The sequence below is a fragment of the Sphingomonas sp. GC_Shp_6 genome, assembly GCF_026540835.1.
Lineage (GTDB): Bacteria > Pseudomonadota > Alphaproteobacteria > Sphingomonadales > Sphingomonadaceae > Sphingomonas.
The window spans coordinates 111,653-130,083 of sequence record NZ_JALNUO010000007.1 but is presented as its reverse complement, the minus strand read 5'-3'; the positions used below and the strand labels follow the sequence as shown (position 1 = coordinate 130,083).

The window sequence follows — 18,431 nt, the reverse complement described above, 5'->3', positions numbered from 1 at the left end:
TGGAATGGCTGATCTGACGGCCGGCCGCGCGCGGCCGGGTGCGATGGCGTTCGTCCTGCTGACGGTGGCATTGAGCTGGCCGGTCTGGATCATGGCGTGGCTCTCGACGGGCCGCCCGGCCACGACGACGGCATCGTCGGGGATGATCGCGGCCATCTATGCTGGATCGTTCGCGCCGGGCATCGCTGCGGCCATCCTGTCAGCCGTGGCATCACCGGGATCGCGCAAGGAGTGGCTGTGCGGGTTCGTTCGCTTCCGGTGCGGCTGGCGCGCCTATGCGGCTGCGCTGCTGCCTCTTCCTCTGGTGCTGCTCCTGCTGACGTTTGCCCTCGGCTACACGCCGCGCCTTGCAGGTCTTCATGGCCGGCCAGCGATCCTCCTGTACCTGACCATGTTCTCCGTCTCGATCTTCAACGGGCTGGCAACGGCGAACCTAGGCGCTGGACCCCTCGGGGAAGAAGGCGGCTGGCGCGGCTATCTGTTGCCCCGCCTGCTGGAGCAGGGCGGTGAGATGCGCAGCTCGCTCGTCACTGGCGTCGTCTGGGCGCTCTGGCATCTGCCTATCATGGCCATGTTCGCCGACTGGCGCAGCGGCGTGCCTCTCGTCGCCTATTTCCCGCTCTACACGGTCGGCGTCATCGGGCTGTCGTTCGTCATGTCGCGGGTCTGGTTGATCGGCGGGGGCAGCCTGATTCCGTGCATCTGGCTGCACGGGCTGGTAAATGCCGTAGGTGGCATCGCCTTCGACTCCCGCGTCTGGACCAGCCGTTGGTCCGCCGAAGCGGCCACGGGCCACTTTGCCATTGCCACAACTCTCACGGCCGCGCTGCTGATCGTGGGACGGAGGCGTCGGTCGTCGAAGAAGCACCGGCGCAGCTAGGCGGACGAACAGCAGCGGAGACGCGATAACGATGCTGATCGGCTACGCCCGTGTATCGACCACCGACCAGGATCTGACCTTGCAGATCGAGGCGCTGACGAAAGCCGGCTGCGAGCGGCTGTTCACCGACAAGGCGAGTGGGGCGAAAACCGTTCGGCCGGGCCTGACGGACGCCCTCCACTTCGCGCGTGCGGGAGACACGCTCGTGATCTGGAAGCTCGATCGGCTCGGCCGTTCCATCCGGGGCCTTATCGAACTGGCGGCAGGTCTGTCCGCCCGAAAGGTGGATTTCAGGTCACTGACCGACGGTTTCGACACTTCCACTCCTTCCGGTCGCCTCCTGTTCCACATTCTTGCCTCGGTCGCCGAGATGGAGCGAGAGCTGGTGAAGGAGCGCACGATCGCGGGTTTGGCGGCAGCTCGGGCAAGAGGCGGGACCGGCGGGGGCCGGAAACCGGCGATGACGCCTGACAAGATCGACACCGCACGCAAGCTGCTCGCGGCAGGGGACAGTCCCGCCAAGATCGCCAAGTTGCTACAAGTCGGCTTGTCGACATTCTACCGCTACTGCCCCGGCGGCGAACCGCCAGCCGCCTAAGCCAGCTCCTCGCGACCGTCGTGGCCCTTGCCGATTGGGATGGTATTCTGGGAAGCTCGATCAGTCCGCCTGCATGATCGCCAGCTCAAGCCCGTTGGGATCGAGGAAGTGAAAGCGTCGGCCGCCGGGGAATGCGAAGATCGGCTTGGTGATGATCCCCCTGGCCCCCTCAACAGTGGTTTGGATCGCTTCAAGGTCGTCCACCAGCACCACCGGCAGGGGCATAGTCGGCGCTTCGCTCATGTCGCCCTGTAGCCCGAGGTCGACGTTGCCAGTCATCGTGCATGAGTAAGTGGGGCCGAAGTCGGTCAGTTCCCACCCGAACACGGCCGAGTAGAAGGCCCGTGCCGCCCCGAGGTCGCGCGCAGGAAGTTCAATGAAGTTGATGCGTGCCATGGGTAATCTCCTACGCTCGCTTACGAACGCGCTTGGCGGGGAGGCTCGAAACGCTGCGGATCACCCACGACCTGAGTTGGTCCGGCTCCGACAGCATCGGTTCGGGAATGACGACATATGACTTGCTAGCCGGCTGATCCGGTTCGTAGCGAAGCGGTGCGGCACCGGGCAGCGCCAGCATCGCGTCGCGCTCGCTGCCAGCGAACTTCAAGGCCAGCCCGATGTCGGAAAGGGAAGCGAACGGCTTGCCATCTGCATAGGCGATGATCCCGCCGAACATGGGCCGAAACGCTACGTCCAGATTGAGAGGGGCCGCGCCGGCCAAAATCGGCTGCAACAGCTTGGGATCGTGCGCCATGCGGGTTCCTTCCGTGTTGCGGTCCTATAGCACACTCTCCTGACACCTCGTGTCAGCATCGTGCTGCTCGGCCGCAATCTGCTGCTGGCAGCGCTGCAACAGCACTGCCCGCCGTTCGGAATACTTGGCACCCACGTCAGCATTGGCGATCCGTTCCAGATGGAAATATCGGAATGCCCCCCGCAACTCGCACCAAGCCATCACGGCCCGCCCCTCTTCCATGAAGGCGAGCCCGATCGGCCACACCGTCCGTTCAGTCCTGACGCCGTTCGCGTCACAATAGGATATGCAGACTTTTCGGCATCCCCGGACCGCACCGCGAAACAGCTCGGTTCCGACCGTCTCCACTGGTTGCGGCAGATCAGGCCCTACGAACACACCCGGCGTATCAGCGATATCTTGCGCCCATCGCGGCAGCACCGCCTCGATCTTTGCCATCGCATCCACTGCGGCGCGGGCCATGCTGGGATCGGCGCGCTTCTCTACCCATTTGAGCCCAAGCAGCACGGCGTCGAGTTCATTGGTCCCGAATGTAAGCGGCGGCAGGAAGTAGCCGGGATCGAGAACGTAGCCGACGCCGGGTTCTCCCCTGATTGGCACACCGCGAGCGATAAGCGCCGCCACATCGCGATAGAGCGTCCGCATGGAGACGCCGAGTTCACCTGCAAGCTCGGCCGCCGTGGTCGGCCCGCGCTCCCGGCGAAGGTATTGAACAACTTCAAAGAGGCGGCCGGCGCGGGACATGCTGCTACCGTGCCTGATCGATCCCGTTCGGTCGATCGACGTTCCCACAAAGGAACGACCAGCGAGACAGCGCGGGCGTTCTCGGAATCGATCCCAATCGGGATGGCAGATATCGACCAGAATACGACAGTCAGCTAGCGAATGGCGGACAGCCGCTTCTGCCGCAAAGGTCGTAGACGGGCGCCGGTAATGTATGGTGCGGCCAAGCCCCGCAATCTGGCTGATCCCGATGGCCATGTCTGGGAAGCGGTGTGGATGGATATGACCGCCGCGCAGGACTGAGCCCCCGCGCTTGGTAGTCGTCATTCATCCCGGGAATCGACTACGCGAAGCGCCTCGAGCAGATTGCCTTGTGATCCACCGGCGGCGCCAAACATTTCCTCTTGAATCGCGATGACGATCGGGAAGGCGACGCGCAGGGCTTCCACGCCCGCAGCGGTGATCTCGACCTGGCGCGTACGCGTATCTTCGGTCGAGCGCGGCCGTTCAACCAGGCCCTTGGCGTCGAGCGCTTTCAGCATCAGCGAAATCTGCATTGGATGGATGTCCGCTTCTCGCGCAAGCTCCGCCTGCGTGGCCGCCTTGTCGGACCGGCACATCCAGCCGACCATTGCCAGCGTCGTGAACTGTAGATGGGTAAGCCCGTGCGGCTTGAGCGCGCGCTCCACCGCGCGCTGATAGCGATGCATGACGCGCCATAGGACGAACCCAACGGCATCGTCCGGGCTACCCAGCGAAGTGGTGGCGTACAGGTCCCTCAAGGCCTCGAGATCCATGGTCATCGTCAGTCTCTAGCGCATCGAATTGCAAACGCGATGCAACCTCCAAACCATAAACGCGTTTATGATGTGCCGCGTTCCAATGCGCGCTGTAACCTCCGACGAGACGGGAGACGTTCCGATGAGCGACGCAAAACTTGACATAGCCTTTTGGGATTATGACCGCACGCAGGCGCTGCGCGACGGCACGGTCAAGATAGAGGGTGTCGATGCCACCTATCACAGCGGCCGGATCGTGACCGACGTATTCGAAGGCATGGTCAAGGACCGGGCCTATGACGTGTCCGATCTCGGCATCTCGTATTTTCTTCGGACGATGGACTTCGACGAGCCGCCGTTCCTCGCGCTGCCGGTCTTCACATTGCACATGTTCCGCCACTCGGCGATCTACATCAATACGAAGGCCGGGATCAAAAAGCCCGAGGATCTGGTCGGTAAGCGGATCGGCGAACTGGCGATGTACGGTCATGACGCCGGGGTCTGGCCCAAGGGTATCTTGTCGGACGAGTTTGGCGTGAAGCCCGAGCAGTCGCGCTGGTTGATCGGAGGGATCGATTTCCCGCTGAACCCAATCGACTGGATTCCGCAGCCGCATCCGACGGGGATGGAGGTCGAGCAGGCCGCCGCCGGCGTCGATCTCGGTGAGCTGCTCGTCAAGGGCGAGATCGACGCATTGATCTCTGCGGATGCGCCTAAGGCGTATCTGGAGGGCAACCCCGCCGTCGCCCGGATGTTCGAGAATTATGTCGACGTAGAGCGGGACTATTTCCGCCGCACCAACATCTTTCCCATGATGCACCTGATCGTCGTGAAAAAGGAACTCGCCGAGCAGCAGCCTGAGGTGGTGAAGGCGGTCTATGAAGGCTTCAAGCAGGCCAAGCAGGTTTGCGAGGACAAGATCGTGAAGGGCATGACGTTCAACAATATGCTCACGATGATCCCGTGGCTGTCGGCGCTGATCGCGGAGGATCGCAAGGTGCTGGGCGACGATTGGTGGCCTTACGGCGTCAAGCGTAACCGCGAGGCGCTCGATACCTTCCTACGCTATCATTACGAGCAGGGCCTGTCGAAGCGCCTCATGACGGTAGAGGAAGTGTTCGTCCCCTATCTGCTGGAGGACTGAGCCATGCGCGTGATCGCCACTGAGGAGCACATCGTCACGCCTGACGTGATCGCGGCTTGGCGCAAGCTTGATCCGAGATGGCAGGATGTCGGCTTCCATGACTCGACGAGCGGAGCGCCCGGTGCTGCGCTGCTGGCAATGAGTGAGCAGCGCATCGCGGCGATGGACGAAGCTGGCATTGACGTGTCGGTCCTGTCGCTAACGACGCCGGGCGTCCAAAACCTGGAAGCGGGCGACGCGGTTCGCCTTCAGACACAGGTCAATGATCTGCTGGCTGAGACGGTGCGCGCCCAGCCCGACCGGTTCCAGGCCCTCGCAACGCTTGCGACGCCCGACCCGCAGGCGGCGGCGAAGGAACTGGAGCGCGCGGTCACGACGCTCGGGCTCAACGGCGCGATGGTGTTCGGCCGCACGCGCGACCGCAACATGGACGATCCGGCTTATTGGCCGATCTACGAAGCGGCGGCAGCGATGCGGGTGCCGCTCTACCTCCATCCGCAGTCGGCGAGGCTTGAAGTCTGCGCGGCACTGTATGAGGGCTTCGATCCCGATGTGAGCCGGCTGTTCGCGATCAGCGGGATCGGCTGGCATTACGAGGCCGGCGTGCAGGCGATCCGCCTGATCCTGTCGGGTGTGCTCGATCGCTTTCCCGATCTCCAGATCATCCTCGGCCATTGGGGCGAGGTGATGCTGTTCTACCTCGAACGGCTCGATCTGCTCGCGAAGGCCGCCAGGCTGCCACGGACGTTCCAGCAATATGCTCGAGACCAGTTCCATGTCGGCCCGAGCGGGTTGTTCAGCCAGCGCTACATGCGCTGGGCGACAGAGGTGATCGGGATCGACCGCATCCTGTTCTCGACCGACTATCCGTTCGGCGGACGCGATGCGGGCGAGGTGCGCCGCTTCCTCGCCGAGGCCCCGTTTTCTGACGATGATCGGGCCAAGGTGGCGGGCGGCAATTGGGATCGTATCGTTGCCGGCATCCGGCGCTGACGGAGAGAGAAATGACGACACTCGACATCGCCGTTTCGCGCTATGACCATGTGGCGGGCTTGTTCAATGGCAGTATCGCCGTCGCCGGCGCGAATTTGCGGATGCACACAGCCGATATACCCTCGGACATTTTCAGGAAGATGCTGCGTGACACCGCTTACGACGCGGCGGAGCTCGGGCTTACCTACCTTCTGCGACTGCTGGATGAGGGCGACGATCGCTTCATCGCGTTGCCTGTATTCCTCGCTCGTGTGTTCCGCCACTCGGCGATCTACATCAACACGCATGCGGGTATCGAGCGACCGCAGGATCTTGCCGGCAAGACGATCGGCGAGTTCGGCATGTACGGCCATGATGGCGGCGTCTGGCCCAAGGGCATCCTGTCCGACGATTTCGGCATCACGCCCGACCAGAGTCGTTGGATGACCGGGGCGACCGACTGGTACATGCCACCTTTCGACTTCATCGCGCAGCCCCACCCCGAGAACGTCGACGTGCAGCCGGTGCCCAAGGGCGGCACGCTGAGCGATATGCTCGACAGCGGAGAGATCCAGGCGCTGATGTCCGCCCGCGCGCCCATGTGCTTTGTCCAAGGCTCGCCCAACGTGGCCCGGCTGTTTCCCGACTATGAGGCAGTCGAGCGCGATTATCATGCTCGCACCGGCGTCTTTCCGATCATGCATGTGCTGGTCGTTCGCCGTGCATTGTTGGAGAAGACGCCCGAGCTTGGTCGTGCGATCTACGATGCGTTCGTCGCGGCCAAGACGGCTGCACTCGACCGCTACGCCAAGCAAATGGTCGAGATGAACTTCAAGACGCCGATCCCATGGCTGACGCCGCTGCTGGACCATAACCTCAAGGCGTTGGGGCAGGATTGGTGGCCCTACGGTGTAGCGGCCAACCGCACCACGCTCGACGCGTTCTGCCGTTATTTCGCCGAACAGGGCCTCAGCAGCCGCCGGTTCGCGGTGGATGAGCTTTTCGCGGCGAATTTGGTCGACACCTGACAGGTCGGCCGTCCGCAGCGCGCCGACCCGACAATCACCGGCACATGGTTCGTAGCGGCCTTGATCGCGGCCGCCACGGCACGGGCGCACTCGCTACGATCAAGATGGGCTAGCTTCCGGTGCTGCCGAGCAGACCGATTGAGTCGACACCCGCGCACGCCAAGCGGTCAATCAGCACGCCGAGCGCGTTCGCATCGACGATGTCATCGCCGTTGGCGGGGGTATCCGGCCGTATGGCCGGTTTCAGGAAGCCATTCGCGTTCCCATTGGTCGATCCTAATCGGGAAAGCTGTCCTACCGACGCCACCGCTCCGCTGGCGCAAGAATGTAGGCGCGCAGCACATGGTCCCACGGAATGACCAGCGCGATCAGTACCGCCATCAGGCACTCCATCGCCGTCTCGGCCGCAGCCGGATCGAGGCGACCGGCTGACCACAGCGGCAAGGCGACGCGCAGCAGCCAGAGCGCCTTCCATGTGACTTCCCAGAACAGCAGCGGCAGCATCCTCACGGGATGACGCAGGCCCACGAGAGCGAGTAGCGACAGCGCGCCCAGCATGGCGACGATGACACCGCGATCCGGTGCCCACGTCTTCGCCGGATTGATGATGGAGGGCCAGACGGTCAGGCCGAGGCCGACGATCAGCAGGAGGTAGCCGGCGCGCAGCAGGTTAGCGCGCCAAGTGGCGAGTTCGGGCACGGTGGATCGCTCCGGTATAAGGGACCGCCGCGTTGCCGTCAGCGGCCGGGTGGTTCTTCAGGCTGGAATGAGAGGAGGTCGCCCGGCTGGCAGTCCAGCACGGCGCAGATCGCCTCCAGGGTAGAGAAGCGGATCGCCTTCGCCTTGCCGGTCTTGAGGATCGACAGATTGGCAAGGGTGATATCGACCGCCTGCGACAAGTCGGTAAGCGACATGCGCCGTCGTGCCAGCACGTCGTCCAGATGCACGGTGATCGGCATCGTCAGACGGTGCCCGACAGATCATCGCGCATGAGCGATCCGGTGGCGAACACACGAGCCAACACGAATACCATCAACGTAGCCAGCCATCCGCCTACCGAGATACCGCCGGCGGGTGCTGCCGAACCGAGGCTCGGCCAGTATCTCGCCAGTAGCGTGCAGGGGAGATCGAGCAGTTGCAGGGCGAGCAGCGCCCAGCCGATCCGCCGCAGTCGGTCGGCGTTGTTCGGAATGAAGGGATCGCCGTGCCCGGCACTCGCTATGACGCCTGCCAAGGGAACCAGCAGCCGGTCGGTAGCCATCGTCATGGCGACACCAATCAGCATGAGGAGCCGGATGCCGGTGAGGGCAGCGGCCACGTCAACCGCAGGGTCGGCCCTGACCAGCGTGTCGCGGTAGAAGCCGGGTGAAATCCATGTCCCGACCAGCCCGGCCGCGATGGCGACGAAGAGCAGTCCGTTCACAGCACGGCCGATGCGAACGATCGCTGCCGCACCTCGTACCAACTGATCCTGCTGCCGCATCGACGCCTCCCTTATTGATATTCAATAAGGAGCGCTGCCAGTCGAGTCAATCTAATTTATCGAAAAACAATGTGTCAGGGTGGGTTGCCAGCTCCGGGGAGCCTACATGCCCTAATCCAAAAATCCGATCCCAAGCGGGAGGCCTATCGCCGCCCGGAGCCGATCCTATGTGGCGCGTGACAGCTTCATCCGTACCGCTGGCACCTCCCCGCCGGCAGCGAGGCACGGCCGCATAGCTCGACCTATTTCGACAAACCCAAGCTTTCGAAGCACGCGGCCCGAGGCCGGGTTATCCTCGAAATAGCCAGACGTGAGAACGGGAAGGCCAAGGCCGTCGAAGCCATAAGATACGACGGCTCTTGCGGCTTCGGTCGTGATCCCCAGCCCCCAAAGCGCAGGAGACAGCCAATAGCCCAACTCGGCGGTATCGGCACCTTCCTCCGGGGTGAGACCGATCGTACCCACAAGCGCATCGGAGCCTAGCAGGGTGACAGCCCACACCCATCCGGTAGGAACGACGTGCTCTAGAAAGAAGCGAGCGTCGGCAGGACCATAGGGGTGCGGTACACGCCCGAGGCGACGGGCAACCTCCCAATCCCCGACGATGCTTACGATGGCGTCCACATCGCCGTTGTTGGGATGCCGTAGAGCGAGGCGTTCAGTAGTGAGATCAGGGCGTTCGCTGAGAGGTAACACGTTGCTCACCCGCCATGACTAGCGCGTGATCGGCGGGTACAACAGTCATCGCGTTCTCCCGATCAATGATCGTTGCGGGAAAGCCGAATGGGCCTATCGTCTATCTGGCGAAGGGAGAAATCCATGAAGGCAGAGTGCCAGTGCGGCCAGCTAACAGTAGAGCTTCCCGGCCCCACCCCCGCCGTCGTCGCGTGTCATTGCATCGCTTGCCAGCGGCGTAGCGGATCGCCTTTTGGGTTGATGGCCTACTACCCCGCCGGTCGACTTACCATCGACGGGGAAGCTCGACGCTACGAGCGATCGACCGATGAGGGCAACACGTTCGAGACGTTCTTCTGCCCGACATGCGGCTCGACCGTCTATGCCCGCGCCGGCAAGCACCCGACTATGGTAGGTGTCGCAGTAGGGGCCATCGCCGATCCCGAGTTCCAACCGCCTGTGCGATCCGTGTGGGAGCAGACGATGCACCGCTGGATCACGGTGCCCGGCGATGTGCAGCACTTCCCGAAGGGACGAGGATAGCTTTCCCGATCAACCATCCCAATGGGAAAGCCTCGGCCGCCTCGCTGACCGTTTTCAATCGGAAAGACTTGATCCGCGATAGCACGAAGCAGCTGCTCCCACTCAACAACAGCCATCCATAGCAATGGAAGTGCCCAATTGCAGATAATGATCGGGTGTGCAGAATGGTGCGGATTATGGGGGTGTTGCAATGGAATTGAACGCTGCGCAGAGCGCAATGCGTAACGCGCACGTCGGCGGTGCGCCGGGCGTTCTCGTCTCGGGCATTGTCTGGGTCGTTGCCGGGCTAACATGGTTGCGCTTAGTGCCCGACTCATAATTCGAGTTTGGCGATGCGTCGGGTCATTCGCCTGATGGATGAGACGACCATCCACGCCTCGGAAGATGCGATCGAGGCTTCCCAATCCTTGGCGAGGCGCCGGCACCGGTTGAGCCACGCCAGGGTGCGTTCGACAACCCAGCGCCGTGGCAGAATGACAAAGCCCGTGATGTCGGACCGTCTGATGATCTCGATCGTCAGCCGGTCGATGTGCGCGACCGCCGCTTCGAGCTTCTGTCCGGCATAGCCGCCATCGGCGAACAGCCTGGCGATCAAGGGATAGGCGTCCCGGCAGCGTTCGATGAGCTCCGGCGCGCCGTCACGATCCTGGATGTCGGCAGGACGGACCAGGGCGTCGAGCATGTTGCCGAGCGTGTCGGTCACGATGTGGCGTTTACGCCCCTTGATCTTCTTGCCCGCGTCGTAGCCACGCGGCCCACCCGCCTCGGTGGTCTTGACCGACTGGCTGTCGATGATGGCCGCGGTCGGCGCCGGTTCGCGACCTTCTGCGACCCGCAGCCATGCCACCAGCACCGCATTGACGGCGTCGAGCAGGCCGTTGTCGCGCATCCGGTAGAAATGGTACTGCACCGTCGTGAAGGGCGGAAAATCTCTGGGCAGTTGCGCCCACTGACACCCCGTTGCAGCGATATACTGGATCGCGTTCCATAGATGCCGCGACCGGTGCAGGCGCGGGCGGCCCACCTTCGTCGTCGGCGCCAGCAGCGGGGCGATGATCGCCCATTCTTCGTCCGTGCAGTCGCTTGCATAGCGCAGGCCGCTTCTGTCATGTTCGCGGCGAGCGGTTTCGGTCCAGCCCATGTGATCCTCGTGGTCTTCGCAACCCCCGGTGAATCACAAGCTACTGAAATCGCTCAACTCAATTTTCGGTCGGGCTCTTAGACGTGCCTCACGCCTTTACGGTTTTATTCTTTGGCGGGATGGCAATCGTGCCCGTGGCCCTCTTAATAGCGCGCGTAATGTTGCGCGCGCCGAGGCCTTTCAGCGAAAACCCGCTCGACCGGCTCGGGCTTGAAAGTACGGTGTTCCTATTTGCCGGACTGCTGATTGCCTACACGTTGCTGCACCTTAATCCCGCTGCCGTATTCCCAATTATGGTGGTTACCATCGGTGCTCGATATTTTACGTTTCGCACGATATATGGAGATGCGGTTTATTGGTACCTTGGGGTGGCGTTGATCGCTGTTGGCACTAGTGCACTGCTAAGATTTGTCGCTTGGCCGATTAATGTTGCCGTTGTGGCAGGCTTGGTTGAAATCGGCTTTGCGGTATTATTCTTTGTTCGGCGTAACAAATTTGAGCCACGAAGCTGACCTACCACTTTTCATCAAGCTCGACCATTCCCGCAATTGGATCCCAATGGGAATGCCCCGGCCGTCTCGCTGGCCGTTCGTTTTTAGGAAGGTCGCGAACGGATATGCACTGTTGTAGGCTAATGACTGCATCTTGTTTCCAAGTCGCTAATCATCCAATCTGCGGCGCTGCCTTCCCGAGCCAAGGAGGATTGAAATGCTTGCTCGCTTTACTATGATTGCACTCGCATCAGCGTCAGCAATTACAGTATGTAACGCTCAAAGTATTGTGCTTGGTGATTCCGCACCGCCAGCAGCTGCGATGCACACCTTCTCCGAGACATGCGGAGGGGCGCACCACTACAGTTTGGAGATATCCTCGACAGCAGCAGGAGAGCGCGTATCTGCTCATGCTGATGCGAACGGCTCGAAAATCAACGCTCCCAACCTACTTGGCCAAATCCACGGCTATGATTTGTATTCCGTCCGAATGCATTGTGTAACGAGCGGCGGACTTTTCCTCATCAACGTCCGCAAAGAGAGCGGTCAGTTTGCCGAGCAAACTATTACTGTCCACGACGACGGCATCGCATTGGTGGGAGCTACGCGCATATCGAAGCGCATCGCTAAGTCGGGATAATAGCAGGTGAAGGTATCAGCGTTCCCAATGAACGATCCGTTTTGCGAATGCCTTAGCGTTCTCGCTCACCGCTCGTTTTCGGGAAAGCCTTGTGCTCCCGGCCGTCATTCCGGTCAGGACGGCATGTCGAGCGCCGCTCTGCCCGAAATCGAATAAGCGTCAGCCTGACGGTCGATGATGCCGAGCTTTCCAGCTTCCTCGAATAGCGACTGGAAATCGGGCGTGGAGATGTGCGCGTTCAACGCAGCCTGATCTCGCCAGGCTTCGATCAGCCGGAACGTGCCGGCGGCACCTACTTCTTCCGTAACGTCTAGAAACACGCAGCCGTCCCGCGGCCTGGCCGCATTCGCCATGCGCGTAGCGACATCCCGGAATGCTTCCACGTCGTTGGGCTGGATGCGATATGTCGCATAGATCAGAATGGTCGGCGTGTCAGTCATGTCCAAGCTCCATTGTTGCGACGAAAAAGATGATCGATCCCGTCGAGCACGTTTCCGGGATATGGACCGACACTGGTAAGGCGGGTAGAACTGACCTAAAGGTAAGTATCAAGAGACCTGATGAACGTTCTCCGATCTGCTCCCCCAACTGACTGTGGCCTTGATGTCGCGCTGGCCATCATGGGTGGCAAATGGAAGCCGCTGATCCTGTATCACCTTCGCTCGGGTCCGAGGCGGTTCAGCGATCTCAAGCGGGCGGTCGCCGGCATCAGCGAGAAGGTGCTGATCCAGCAATTACGTGAACTCGCCTCGGCAGACGTCTTGGTTCGTCACGATTATGGCGAGGTGCCGCCCAAGGTTGATTACACCGTCACGCCATTCGGCATGACGCTGATCGAGGCTCTGCTGCCCTTGTGCGAGTGGGGCGTGAGGAACCGCACCCGCGGTTCGGCCATAATAACATCCAGAGCAAGCTAGAGAGCCGCGAGACCGTGTCTAGTTGATCGGATTTCCAGAACTCGATCCCAACGCGAAAGCTCTGGCCGTCTCGCTGGCAGCTCCTATCGGGAGGGCTGGATGCGGCCACTTCCGCCCCCAATAGCGGCCATTCAACGCCAAATCGGCTCAATGACTCATGCCATCCAATACCGTCTTCAGCTCCGCGGTACGTTTGCGGTCCAATTCGTTGACGCATTTGCCGTCCGCTTCGTCCTCATAGGCTCCGCCACGATAGCCGAGGCCAACGGTCTCGCAATGTGCGTCGCGATAGGCGAGCCAGTTGCGTTCGGCAGCGAGCAGTGCCGCCTGATAAGTTGGGTGACCATCGGGCTTACTGCTTCCGTCTTTCAAGCCGACCTCGCGCTCCTTATCGGCCAGCGCCATCGCCGCCATCGTACGATGATATTGCGCGTTGAGCGCCGTGTCGGCCAACCGACCCATATGTTGCACATGAGCATCTTCGGCAGTCTGCGCCAGCACACTGGCCGGTACGAGCAAGAGAGCCAGAACGGCCAGCGTCTTCATGAGATTGTCTCCGTCGCAGTGAAGGGCAGGACGTGTTCAGCGAAGCGGCCTTGGCCGCCAAAGGAAAGCGACAACGAACCAGCAAAGGCCGGTGAAAGTCGCGGCGAATGAGACAAAGCCGCTCTCGCCGCGATGGAGTCGACCAATACCGACAGCCAACCAGATGACGCCCATGATCGTGTACAGAACCGTGCGCCAAGTGAACGCAAAGCGGTTCACCGTCCGCCCCGGAACGAGCGTGCAAGGCGGCGCAACGCGAGCGCGAACAGCGCTCCCGTAATCAAAGTGGCGAGCGCGAACTGGAGGATCAGGGGATGCGGACGGCCCACCAGCATCCTGCCGATATCCAAAATGAACCCGCAGGCGCCGATGCCGAAGAAAGCCGCCGCGAGCGGATAGCCGGCATTGTAGGCCATCAATCTGAGAGTCTTCATGCACAGACACTCCTCTACGGGTTTCCATAGCACAGGCTGTAAGGGGCTGCGATCATGCGAAGGTTCGGACCGGCTCCCACTTGGAAGGGCGGGCGTTTCGCTTGTGACCGCCGGCAAATTCAACAAAGCCGTTCGTTCCCGGTCCACCATCCCTGCGGGACGGCTTCGATCGTCCCGCTGACCGCTCCTCTGCGGGAAAGCTAGTAACGGCATTAAAGACGGTCCATGGCCACGACATTTTCCGTGCCCGGCGCGTCAGGCACCGCGACCTTCTGGCGGCCGGTGGCGCACGTTGCAGGGCTGAACGGCGTGTTCCTCGCATGGCCAGGGCTGGGAGCAGAGCCGGCCGATGCAGGCGTGAACAGCATCGATGATCTGGAAGCGTTGGCGACAAGCTACGTCACGGAACCGGTCAACATCGTTGTACTTCGATGGGCGGCGTGGTCGCGATAATGCTCGCCCTCATGTTCCCCGACCTTGTGAGGCGCTTGGTGTTGGCCGTTACCTCCGGCAGAGTACCTGTAGTCGATCTAGGAGGTCGGATTGGCGTACTGACTATTTAGGGTCGGTACATAGAACGAGCCCAGAACACGCAAGGCGTCGCGTCAAAAAACTAAAATACCTGTTTGTCGTTATTCACTGCTTTCCCCATGAGCTAATGAGCCGGGCAAGACTTACATTGTCGGCCTGGCTACATACGTTAGCAGAAGCCTTTGTAGTCAAAGGTGTTTAAAAGCTTCAATACGGCCCAAGCCTACGATTCGTATGTCCGCGCGATCGCATCGCGGATAGCCTGCAGCGAACGTTCGCGGAAGGCGCGTGCGACATTGGTCTTTGCGAACAGGTCGAAGCCATGAAAGGCCCCTTCAACAACGTCAAGCTGACAGGCGACCCCGGCTGCGCGGAGCCGATGCGCATAGGCGATATCTTCATCATAGAAGAGGTCAAGCTTGCCCACTCCAATCCATGCCGGGGGGAGGCCGGACAGGTCTTGTCGCCGCGCGGGCACAGCATGATCGGGCGCCGCTTCCGCGACCGGCGGCCGTCCCAGATAGCTCGTCCACCCGTACAGATTGGACTTCTCCGTCCAGATCAGCTGGCCCCGGTTCGCGGGAGCGGGCCGCAACGTCGTACGATCATCAAGCATGGGATAGATCAAGAGCTGGAACAGCGGCATCGGATCACCACTATCGAGCAGCCGCTGACAGAGCGCGGCCGTCAGGCCCCCGCCGGCGCTGTCCCCCGCGACGACTATCTTCGCAGGGTCGACATCAAGCACCGCGGCGTTGGCGAGCAGCCAGAGATATGCGGCATGCACGTCGTCCAGCGGGGCGGGAAAGGGGTTTTCCGGCGCGAGGCGGTATTCTGTGCTTATGACCACCAGCCCGAGATCGCGCGCATAGGCAGACACTGTGGCATGGTAGCCTGCGGCGGATCCCACGATCATGCCGCCACCATGTGTAAAAAGCATGACGGGACCATTCGCAGCCGCGTTGACAGGCCGGTAGGTGTAAGTCGTCACTTCCGCCCCATCGGCTGATCGTATCCGCTCAACTTGGAGATCGACGCCATCGACGGGTGCGCTGGCCGGGGCAAGGCGAGCCATCCGCGTCAACGTTGGACCGAACGAGGGTGAGGCGACCCGCAACAAGACAGAGCGAAGCTCGGGGTCGACCGTGTTGAACCCACGCGTTCGCCGCGCATAAGCCAGCGTAGCCACTCCGGCACCGACAAGAGCGGCTGACCATAATCCGACTGAACGACGATCCATTGCCTGCTTTCCTTGAACGAGAGGCGTAATCATGCCTGCAAACCTAAACGCAGCATCCTATTCCACCAGATAGGCCACATCACAATCAGCACCCTCTCCGTCAAGGCTTCAATTCCGGAGATCGGCGCATTGCGCAGAGAGGGACGTTCCGATCGAGACGACAATTGGTGGGGGACACTGCGTAGCCGCAAAGGCAAAGAACTTACCGATTATTTGGTAGCAAATTACGCACTACGGTGCATATCCGCCTATCCGGGACGGCGATGCGTTCCACCCGACGTGGCTTAGCACTGCTGAACCGCGCGCGGGATCGTTCAGGTGTTTGCGGCACAGGCAGAAACATCGAAGCGGCTGGACGTCAGGCACACCTCGCGGAACATAGCCGCTAGGATACTGCCATAATCCGGCTAGATTTGGTTGTCGGCGCTGGAATGCACTGCATCCTGCTCAGCCAGATAGGCAGCCAACGCGGCAGGAAGGCTGGTGATAACAGAACCTCGCTCAGCCGCAGGCAAGTTCTGCAGGTACAGCAGCGTTCCCGTCGAAATCGCGACCAGAGTCCGTGCAATTGTGGGCGCGGCCTCCTTTTCCAGTCGGAACGTCAATGCTACCTCGACCACGGCTTCGAAATCGGGAAAGCGCGGGTTCTCCTTGAGCGACAACAGCGACAGCGCATCGGCGTTGACCGCGAAGTAGCTAAAGGCATAGCCGAACAGCCGGTCGACCGCTTCGCGCGCGGACATGTGACGCCAGAGCCGGGCGTCCTCCAGCGCGTAGGATGGTGCTAGGCGACCGAGGGCATCCGTGTGTCGGCGGAACAAAGCCTCAAGTAACTCCTCCCGGTTGCGGAAAAGGTGGTACATCGACCCCGTCGACGCGTTTGCCCGCGCGGCAACCGAATGCATCATCACGCCGCGCTCCCCCTGCTCTAGGAGCAGGCCAGCGGCTGCATCCAGGATCTGGTCCCGGCGCTCGCGGCCGCGATCCTGCTTCGGCTGTTTCGCCACTAACTACATTCCCTCAACTATCTTTATCGTTCTTCGGGCCTTCAGTGGCGGCCGTGCAACCTTTTTGGTCTTGTGCGCTTATAGACACATATCTCTAAAAATACCTCACTTTCAGGCGGCTGCTACAATGACCAAAGCGATCACCGACCAGGGCTATGACTTCATCATCGTCGGCTCGGGTTCTGCCGGATCGGTGATGGCCGAGCGATTGTCGGAGAACGGGCGTCACCGCGTCCTGCTGCTGGAGCAAGGTCCTGGGGATAGCTGGATCAGCCGTATGCCCAAGGGCTATGGTATGCTGGTCGGTGATCCGCATCGTGCTTCTTTCTTCCCCATCCAGCATGATGCCGCGTCCCTTTACCCGGCGGAGACCTGGGTGCGCGGCAAGATGCTGGGCGGCTCCAGCGCCATCAACGGGATGGTGTGGATCCGCTCGGGGCGCGAAGATTACGACCGGCTGGAGGAGATGGGAATTTCCGGCTGGAATTGGGACACGATGCTGCCTTACCTTCGCAAGCTCGAAGATCACCAACTCGGTGCCAACGAATATCGTGGTGCTGGAGGGCCGGTGGAAATCAACACCAACCCTTATAGCAATCGTCTTGCCGACGCCTTCGTTGCGGCGGGTACGGAGAAGGGGTTGCCGTTCAAGGCGGACCAGAACGGTCCCGAACTGGAGGGCGTTGGTTATGCGCAGTGGAACATCGATCGCAGCGGACGCCGCGTCAGTTCGGCGCGCGCTTTCCTGAAGAAAGCCGCTCAGCGACGCAACCTGACGGTGCACACCCATGTCACGGTCGAGCGCGTGATGATCGAGGGCCGTCGTGCGATCGGTGTGTCAGCGACGCGGGGTGGCCACCCGGTCGAGTATCGGGCGCGCCGCGAGGTCATCCTGTGCGCGGGGGCGCTTGCCTCGCCGAAGCTGCTGGAGCTTTCAGGGATCGGCGATGGCGAGGTTCTACGTGCGGCGGGCGTGTCCGTCGTCCACCACAGCCCCAATGTCGGCAAGCAGATGCATGAGCATCTGACGCTGCCGCTCAATTTCCGGCTGAGAGAGTGGCGGGACAGCCAGAACCGCGAGTTCGGCGGCTGGCGCCTGTTCCGCAACATCGCCCGCTACATGGCGAGCGGCACCGGGCCCATGGCGATCGGCGCCGCAGAGGCGATCGCCTTCATCCGCGCCAATCCGGCCTCGAAGCGGGCCGATACGCAGATCATGTTCAACCCCTATACGGTGGAGAAGGGCCCCAAGGGTCAGATCGGCTTTGAGAAGGAGCCAGGCATGCAATGCTATTCCTATCTTCTGCGTCCGACCAGCAAGGGCAGCGTCCACATTACGTCGAACGATCCTGCCGCGCCGCTGTCGATCAATGCCAACTATCTTGGCACTGACGATGACCGGGCCAACGCAATCGCCGGGACCCGAGCAATGCGCGACATCGTGGCGGCGGAGGCGTTCGGTTCCTTGGTTGTAGGAGAGACGGAAGAAACACGCGATGCGAAGAGCGACGATGAGATCCTTGGTCTGTACCGCAAGCACGGACAGTCCGGCTACCACGCAGTCGGCACGGCCGCGATGGGTCCGGGACACGACGCCGTGGTTGATCACCGACTGCGCGTGCGGGGCGTCGAAGGCATGCGTGTGATGGACTGCTCGGTGTTTCCCGAAATTCCATCAGGCAACACCAATGCACCGACCATGGCCGCCTCCTGGCGGGCGTCCGACCTGATCCAGGAAGACAATCGCTGATTGGAGCAGCATCGCTGCCTGCGCAGCGCCGCCGCAGCTCTTTGCATCACCATTCTCGATACGCGGGGGAGGCTGTCTGTTGCGGCCGACTAAGGCGTTTCCTTTGTGTCCATCCCGGCCAAGGCCAGCGTGGTAATGCGTTGACCTGCTACACG

At 61.6% G+C, this 18,431-nt stretch carries 24 protein-coding genes; 10 read left to right on the top strand and 14 right to left on the bottom strand.

Going from position 1 to position 18,431, the window contains the following annotated elements:
- The first annotated feature begins 4 nt into the window (after nucleotides 1–4).
- Together OXQ95_RS10575 and OXQ95_RS10570 are read left to right on the top strand one after the other, a co-directional pair.
- Nucleotides 5–880 (top strand): CPBP family intramembrane glutamic endopeptidase, encoded by an 876-nt coding sequence (locus OXQ95_RS10575; RefSeq protein WP_267381517.1) that lies wholly within the window; start codon nucleotides 5–7, stop codon nucleotides 878–880.
- Between the two features lie 31 nt (nucleotides 881–911).
- Nucleotides 912–1,478 (top strand): recombinase family protein, encoded by a 567-nt coding sequence (locus OXQ95_RS10570; RefSeq protein ID WP_267381516.1) that lies wholly within the window; start codon nucleotides 912–914, stop codon nucleotides 1,476–1,478.
- Between the two features lie 60 nt (nucleotides 1,479–1,538).
- On the opposite strand, the gene OXQ95_RS10565 is transcribed toward OXQ95_RS10570, so the two are convergent.
- The 4 genes from OXQ95_RS10565 to OXQ95_RS10550 all read right to left on the bottom strand — a co-directional run bounded on the left by OXQ95_RS10565 (nucleotide 1,539) and on the right by OXQ95_RS10550 (nucleotide 3,758).
- Nucleotides 1,539–1,874: a VOC family protein gene (locus tag OXQ95_RS10565; protein ID WP_267381515.1), complete on the bottom strand. Its 336-nt coding sequence runs from the start codon at nucleotides 1,872–1,874 to the stop codon at nucleotides 1,539–1,541.
- Nucleotides 1,875–1,884: 10 nt separating this feature from the next.
- The gene (locus OXQ95_RS10560; protein WP_267381514.1) at nucleotides 1,885–2,232 is read right to left on the bottom strand and encodes a TfoX/Sxy family protein; all 348 of its coding nucleotides are present in this window, start codon (nucleotides 2,230–2,232) and stop codon (nucleotides 1,885–1,887) included.
- A 24-nt stretch (nucleotides 2,233–2,256) separates the two neighbouring features.
- A complete protein-coding gene (locus OXQ95_RS10555; protein ID WP_267381513.1) occupies nucleotides 2,257–3,213 on the bottom strand; it encodes a YafY family protein in 957 nt (318 codons plus the stop codon).
- 65 nt (nucleotides 3,214–3,278) lie between these two features.
- Nucleotides 3,279–3,758 (bottom strand): MarR family transcriptional regulator, encoded by a 480-nt coding sequence (locus OXQ95_RS10550; RefSeq protein ID WP_267381512.1) that lies wholly within the window; start codon nucleotides 3,756–3,758, stop codon nucleotides 3,279–3,281.
- Nucleotides 3,759–3,780: 22 nt separating this feature from the next.
- Between OXQ95_RS10550 and OXQ95_RS10545 the strand changes: the two genes are divergently transcribed.
- Genes OXQ95_RS10545 through OXQ95_RS10535 form a run of 3 tightly spaced genes read left to right on the top strand, consistent with a single transcriptional unit; the run spans nucleotide 3,781 to nucleotide 6,878 of the window.
- Entirely contained in the window at nucleotides 3,781–4,878 is a 1,098-nt protein-coding gene (locus tag OXQ95_RS10545; protein WP_267381511.1) for a hypothetical protein, read from the top strand.
- 3 nt (nucleotides 4,879–4,881) lie between these two features.
- Nucleotides 4,882–5,871 (top strand): amidohydrolase family protein, encoded by a 990-nt coding sequence (locus tag OXQ95_RS10540; RefSeq protein WP_267381510.1) that lies wholly within the window; start codon nucleotides 4,882–4,884, stop codon nucleotides 5,869–5,871.
- Between the two features lie 11 nt (nucleotides 5,872–5,882).
- Nucleotides 5,883–6,878 carry a hypothetical protein gene (locus OXQ95_RS10535; protein ID WP_267381509.1) on the top strand — a complete coding sequence of 332 codons (996 nt, stop codon included), beginning with the start codon at nucleotides 5,883–5,885 and terminating at the stop codon, nucleotides 6,876–6,878.
- Nucleotides 6,879–7,172: 294 nt separating this feature from the next.
- Here OXQ95_RS10535 and OXQ95_RS10530 read toward each other — a convergent pair whose 3' ends face one another.
- The 5 genes from OXQ95_RS10530 to OXQ95_RS10510 form a co-directional block, all read right to left on the bottom strand.
- Nucleotides 7,173–7,577 carry a hypothetical protein gene (locus OXQ95_RS10530; RefSeq protein WP_267381508.1) on the bottom strand — a complete coding sequence of 135 codons (405 nt, stop codon included), beginning with the start codon at nucleotides 7,575–7,577 and terminating at the stop codon, nucleotides 7,173–7,175.
- Between the two features lie 38 nt (nucleotides 7,578–7,615).
- Nucleotides 7,616–7,837 (bottom strand): helix-turn-helix transcriptional regulator, encoded by a 222-nt coding sequence (locus OXQ95_RS10525; protein ID WP_267381507.1) that lies wholly within the window; start codon nucleotides 7,835–7,837, stop codon nucleotides 7,616–7,618.
- A gap of 2 nt (nucleotides 7,838–7,839) precedes the next feature.
- Nucleotides 7,840–8,361, bottom strand: a complete 522-nt coding sequence (locus OXQ95_RS10520) for a DUF2975 domain-containing protein (RefSeq protein ID WP_267381506.1) — start codon at nucleotides 8,359–8,361, stop codon at nucleotides 7,840–7,842.
- A gap of 165 nt (nucleotides 8,362–8,526) precedes the next feature.
- Nucleotides 8,527–9,057: a GNAT family N-acetyltransferase gene (locus OXQ95_RS10515; RefSeq protein ID WP_267381553.1), complete on the bottom strand. Its 531-nt coding sequence runs from the start codon at nucleotides 9,055–9,057 to the stop codon at nucleotides 8,527–8,529.
- 835 nt (nucleotides 9,058–9,892) lie between these two features.
- Complete coding sequence (locus OXQ95_RS10510) at nucleotides 9,893–10,720, bottom strand: IS5 family transposase (protein ID WP_267381505.1); 828 nt, start codon at nucleotides 10,718–10,720, stop codon at nucleotides 9,893–9,895.
- A 128-nt stretch (nucleotides 10,721–10,848) separates the two neighbouring features.
- Here OXQ95_RS10510 and OXQ95_RS10505 point away from each other — a divergent pair, with 128 nt between their 5' ends.
- Together OXQ95_RS10505 and OXQ95_RS10500 are read left to right on the top strand one after the other, a co-directional pair.
- The gene (locus OXQ95_RS10505; protein ID WP_267381504.1) at nucleotides 10,849–11,232 is read left to right on the top strand and encodes a hypothetical protein; all 384 of its coding nucleotides are present in this window, start codon (nucleotides 10,849–10,851) and stop codon (nucleotides 11,230–11,232) included.
- A gap of 196 nt (nucleotides 11,233–11,428) precedes the next feature.
- On the top strand, nucleotides 11,429–11,851 hold the full coding sequence (locus tag OXQ95_RS10500; protein ID WP_267381503.1) for a hypothetical protein: 423 nt from the start codon (nucleotides 11,429–11,431) through the stop codon (nucleotides 11,849–11,851).
- A gap of 113 nt (nucleotides 11,852–11,964) precedes the next feature.
- Here OXQ95_RS10500 and OXQ95_RS10495 read toward each other — a convergent pair whose 3' ends face one another.
- Nucleotides 11,965–12,291: a putative quinol monooxygenase gene (locus tag OXQ95_RS10495; RefSeq protein ID WP_267381502.1), complete on the bottom strand. Its 327-nt coding sequence runs from the start codon at nucleotides 12,289–12,291 to the stop codon at nucleotides 11,965–11,967.
- A gap of 120 nt (nucleotides 12,292–12,411) precedes the next feature.
- On the opposite strand from OXQ95_RS10495, the gene OXQ95_RS10490 reads away from it, so the two are divergent.
- Nucleotides 12,412–12,768 (top strand): helix-turn-helix domain-containing protein, encoded by a 357-nt coding sequence (locus OXQ95_RS10490; RefSeq protein WP_267381501.1) that lies wholly within the window; start codon nucleotides 12,412–12,414, stop codon nucleotides 12,766–12,768.
- A 147-nt stretch (nucleotides 12,769–12,915) separates the two neighbouring features.
- Here the strand turns inward: OXQ95_RS10490 and OXQ95_RS10485 are convergent, their stop codons facing one another.
- Complete coding sequence (locus OXQ95_RS10485; RefSeq protein ID WP_267381500.1) at nucleotides 12,916–13,314, bottom strand: lysozyme inhibitor LprI family protein; 399 nt, start codon at nucleotides 13,312–13,314, stop codon at nucleotides 12,916–12,918.
- Between the two features lie 215 nt (nucleotides 13,315–13,529).
- On the bottom strand, nucleotides 13,530–13,730 hold the full coding sequence (locus OXQ95_RS10480) for a hypothetical protein (protein ID WP_267381499.1): 201 nt from the start codon (nucleotides 13,728–13,730) through the stop codon (nucleotides 13,530–13,532).
- 243 nt (nucleotides 13,731–13,973) lie between these two features.
- Between OXQ95_RS10480 and OXQ95_RS10475 the strand changes: the two genes are divergently transcribed.
- Nucleotides 13,974–14,201 (top strand): hypothetical protein, encoded by a 228-nt coding sequence (locus OXQ95_RS10475; protein ID WP_267381498.1) that lies wholly within the window; start codon nucleotides 13,974–13,976, stop codon nucleotides 14,199–14,201.
- A gap of 301 nt (nucleotides 14,202–14,502) precedes the next feature.
- Here OXQ95_RS10475 and OXQ95_RS10470 read toward each other — a convergent pair whose 3' ends face one another.
- The gene (locus tag OXQ95_RS10470; RefSeq protein ID WP_267381497.1) at nucleotides 14,503–15,354 is read right to left on the bottom strand and encodes an alpha/beta hydrolase; all 852 of its coding nucleotides are present in this window, start codon (nucleotides 15,352–15,354) and stop codon (nucleotides 14,503–14,505) included.
- A gap of 572 nt (nucleotides 15,355–15,926) precedes the next feature.
- Entirely contained in the window at nucleotides 15,927–16,526 is a 600-nt protein-coding gene (locus OXQ95_RS10465) for a TetR/AcrR family transcriptional regulator (protein ID WP_267381496.1), read from the bottom strand.
- 127 nt (nucleotides 16,527–16,653) lie between these two features.
- Between OXQ95_RS10465 and OXQ95_RS10460 the strand changes: the two genes are divergently transcribed.
- Nucleotides 16,654–18,276 (top strand): FAD-dependent oxidoreductase, encoded by a 1,623-nt coding sequence (locus OXQ95_RS10460; RefSeq protein ID WP_267381495.1) that lies wholly within the window; start codon nucleotides 16,654–16,656, stop codon nucleotides 18,274–18,276.
- Nucleotides 18,277–18,431: the final 155 nt, after the last annotated feature.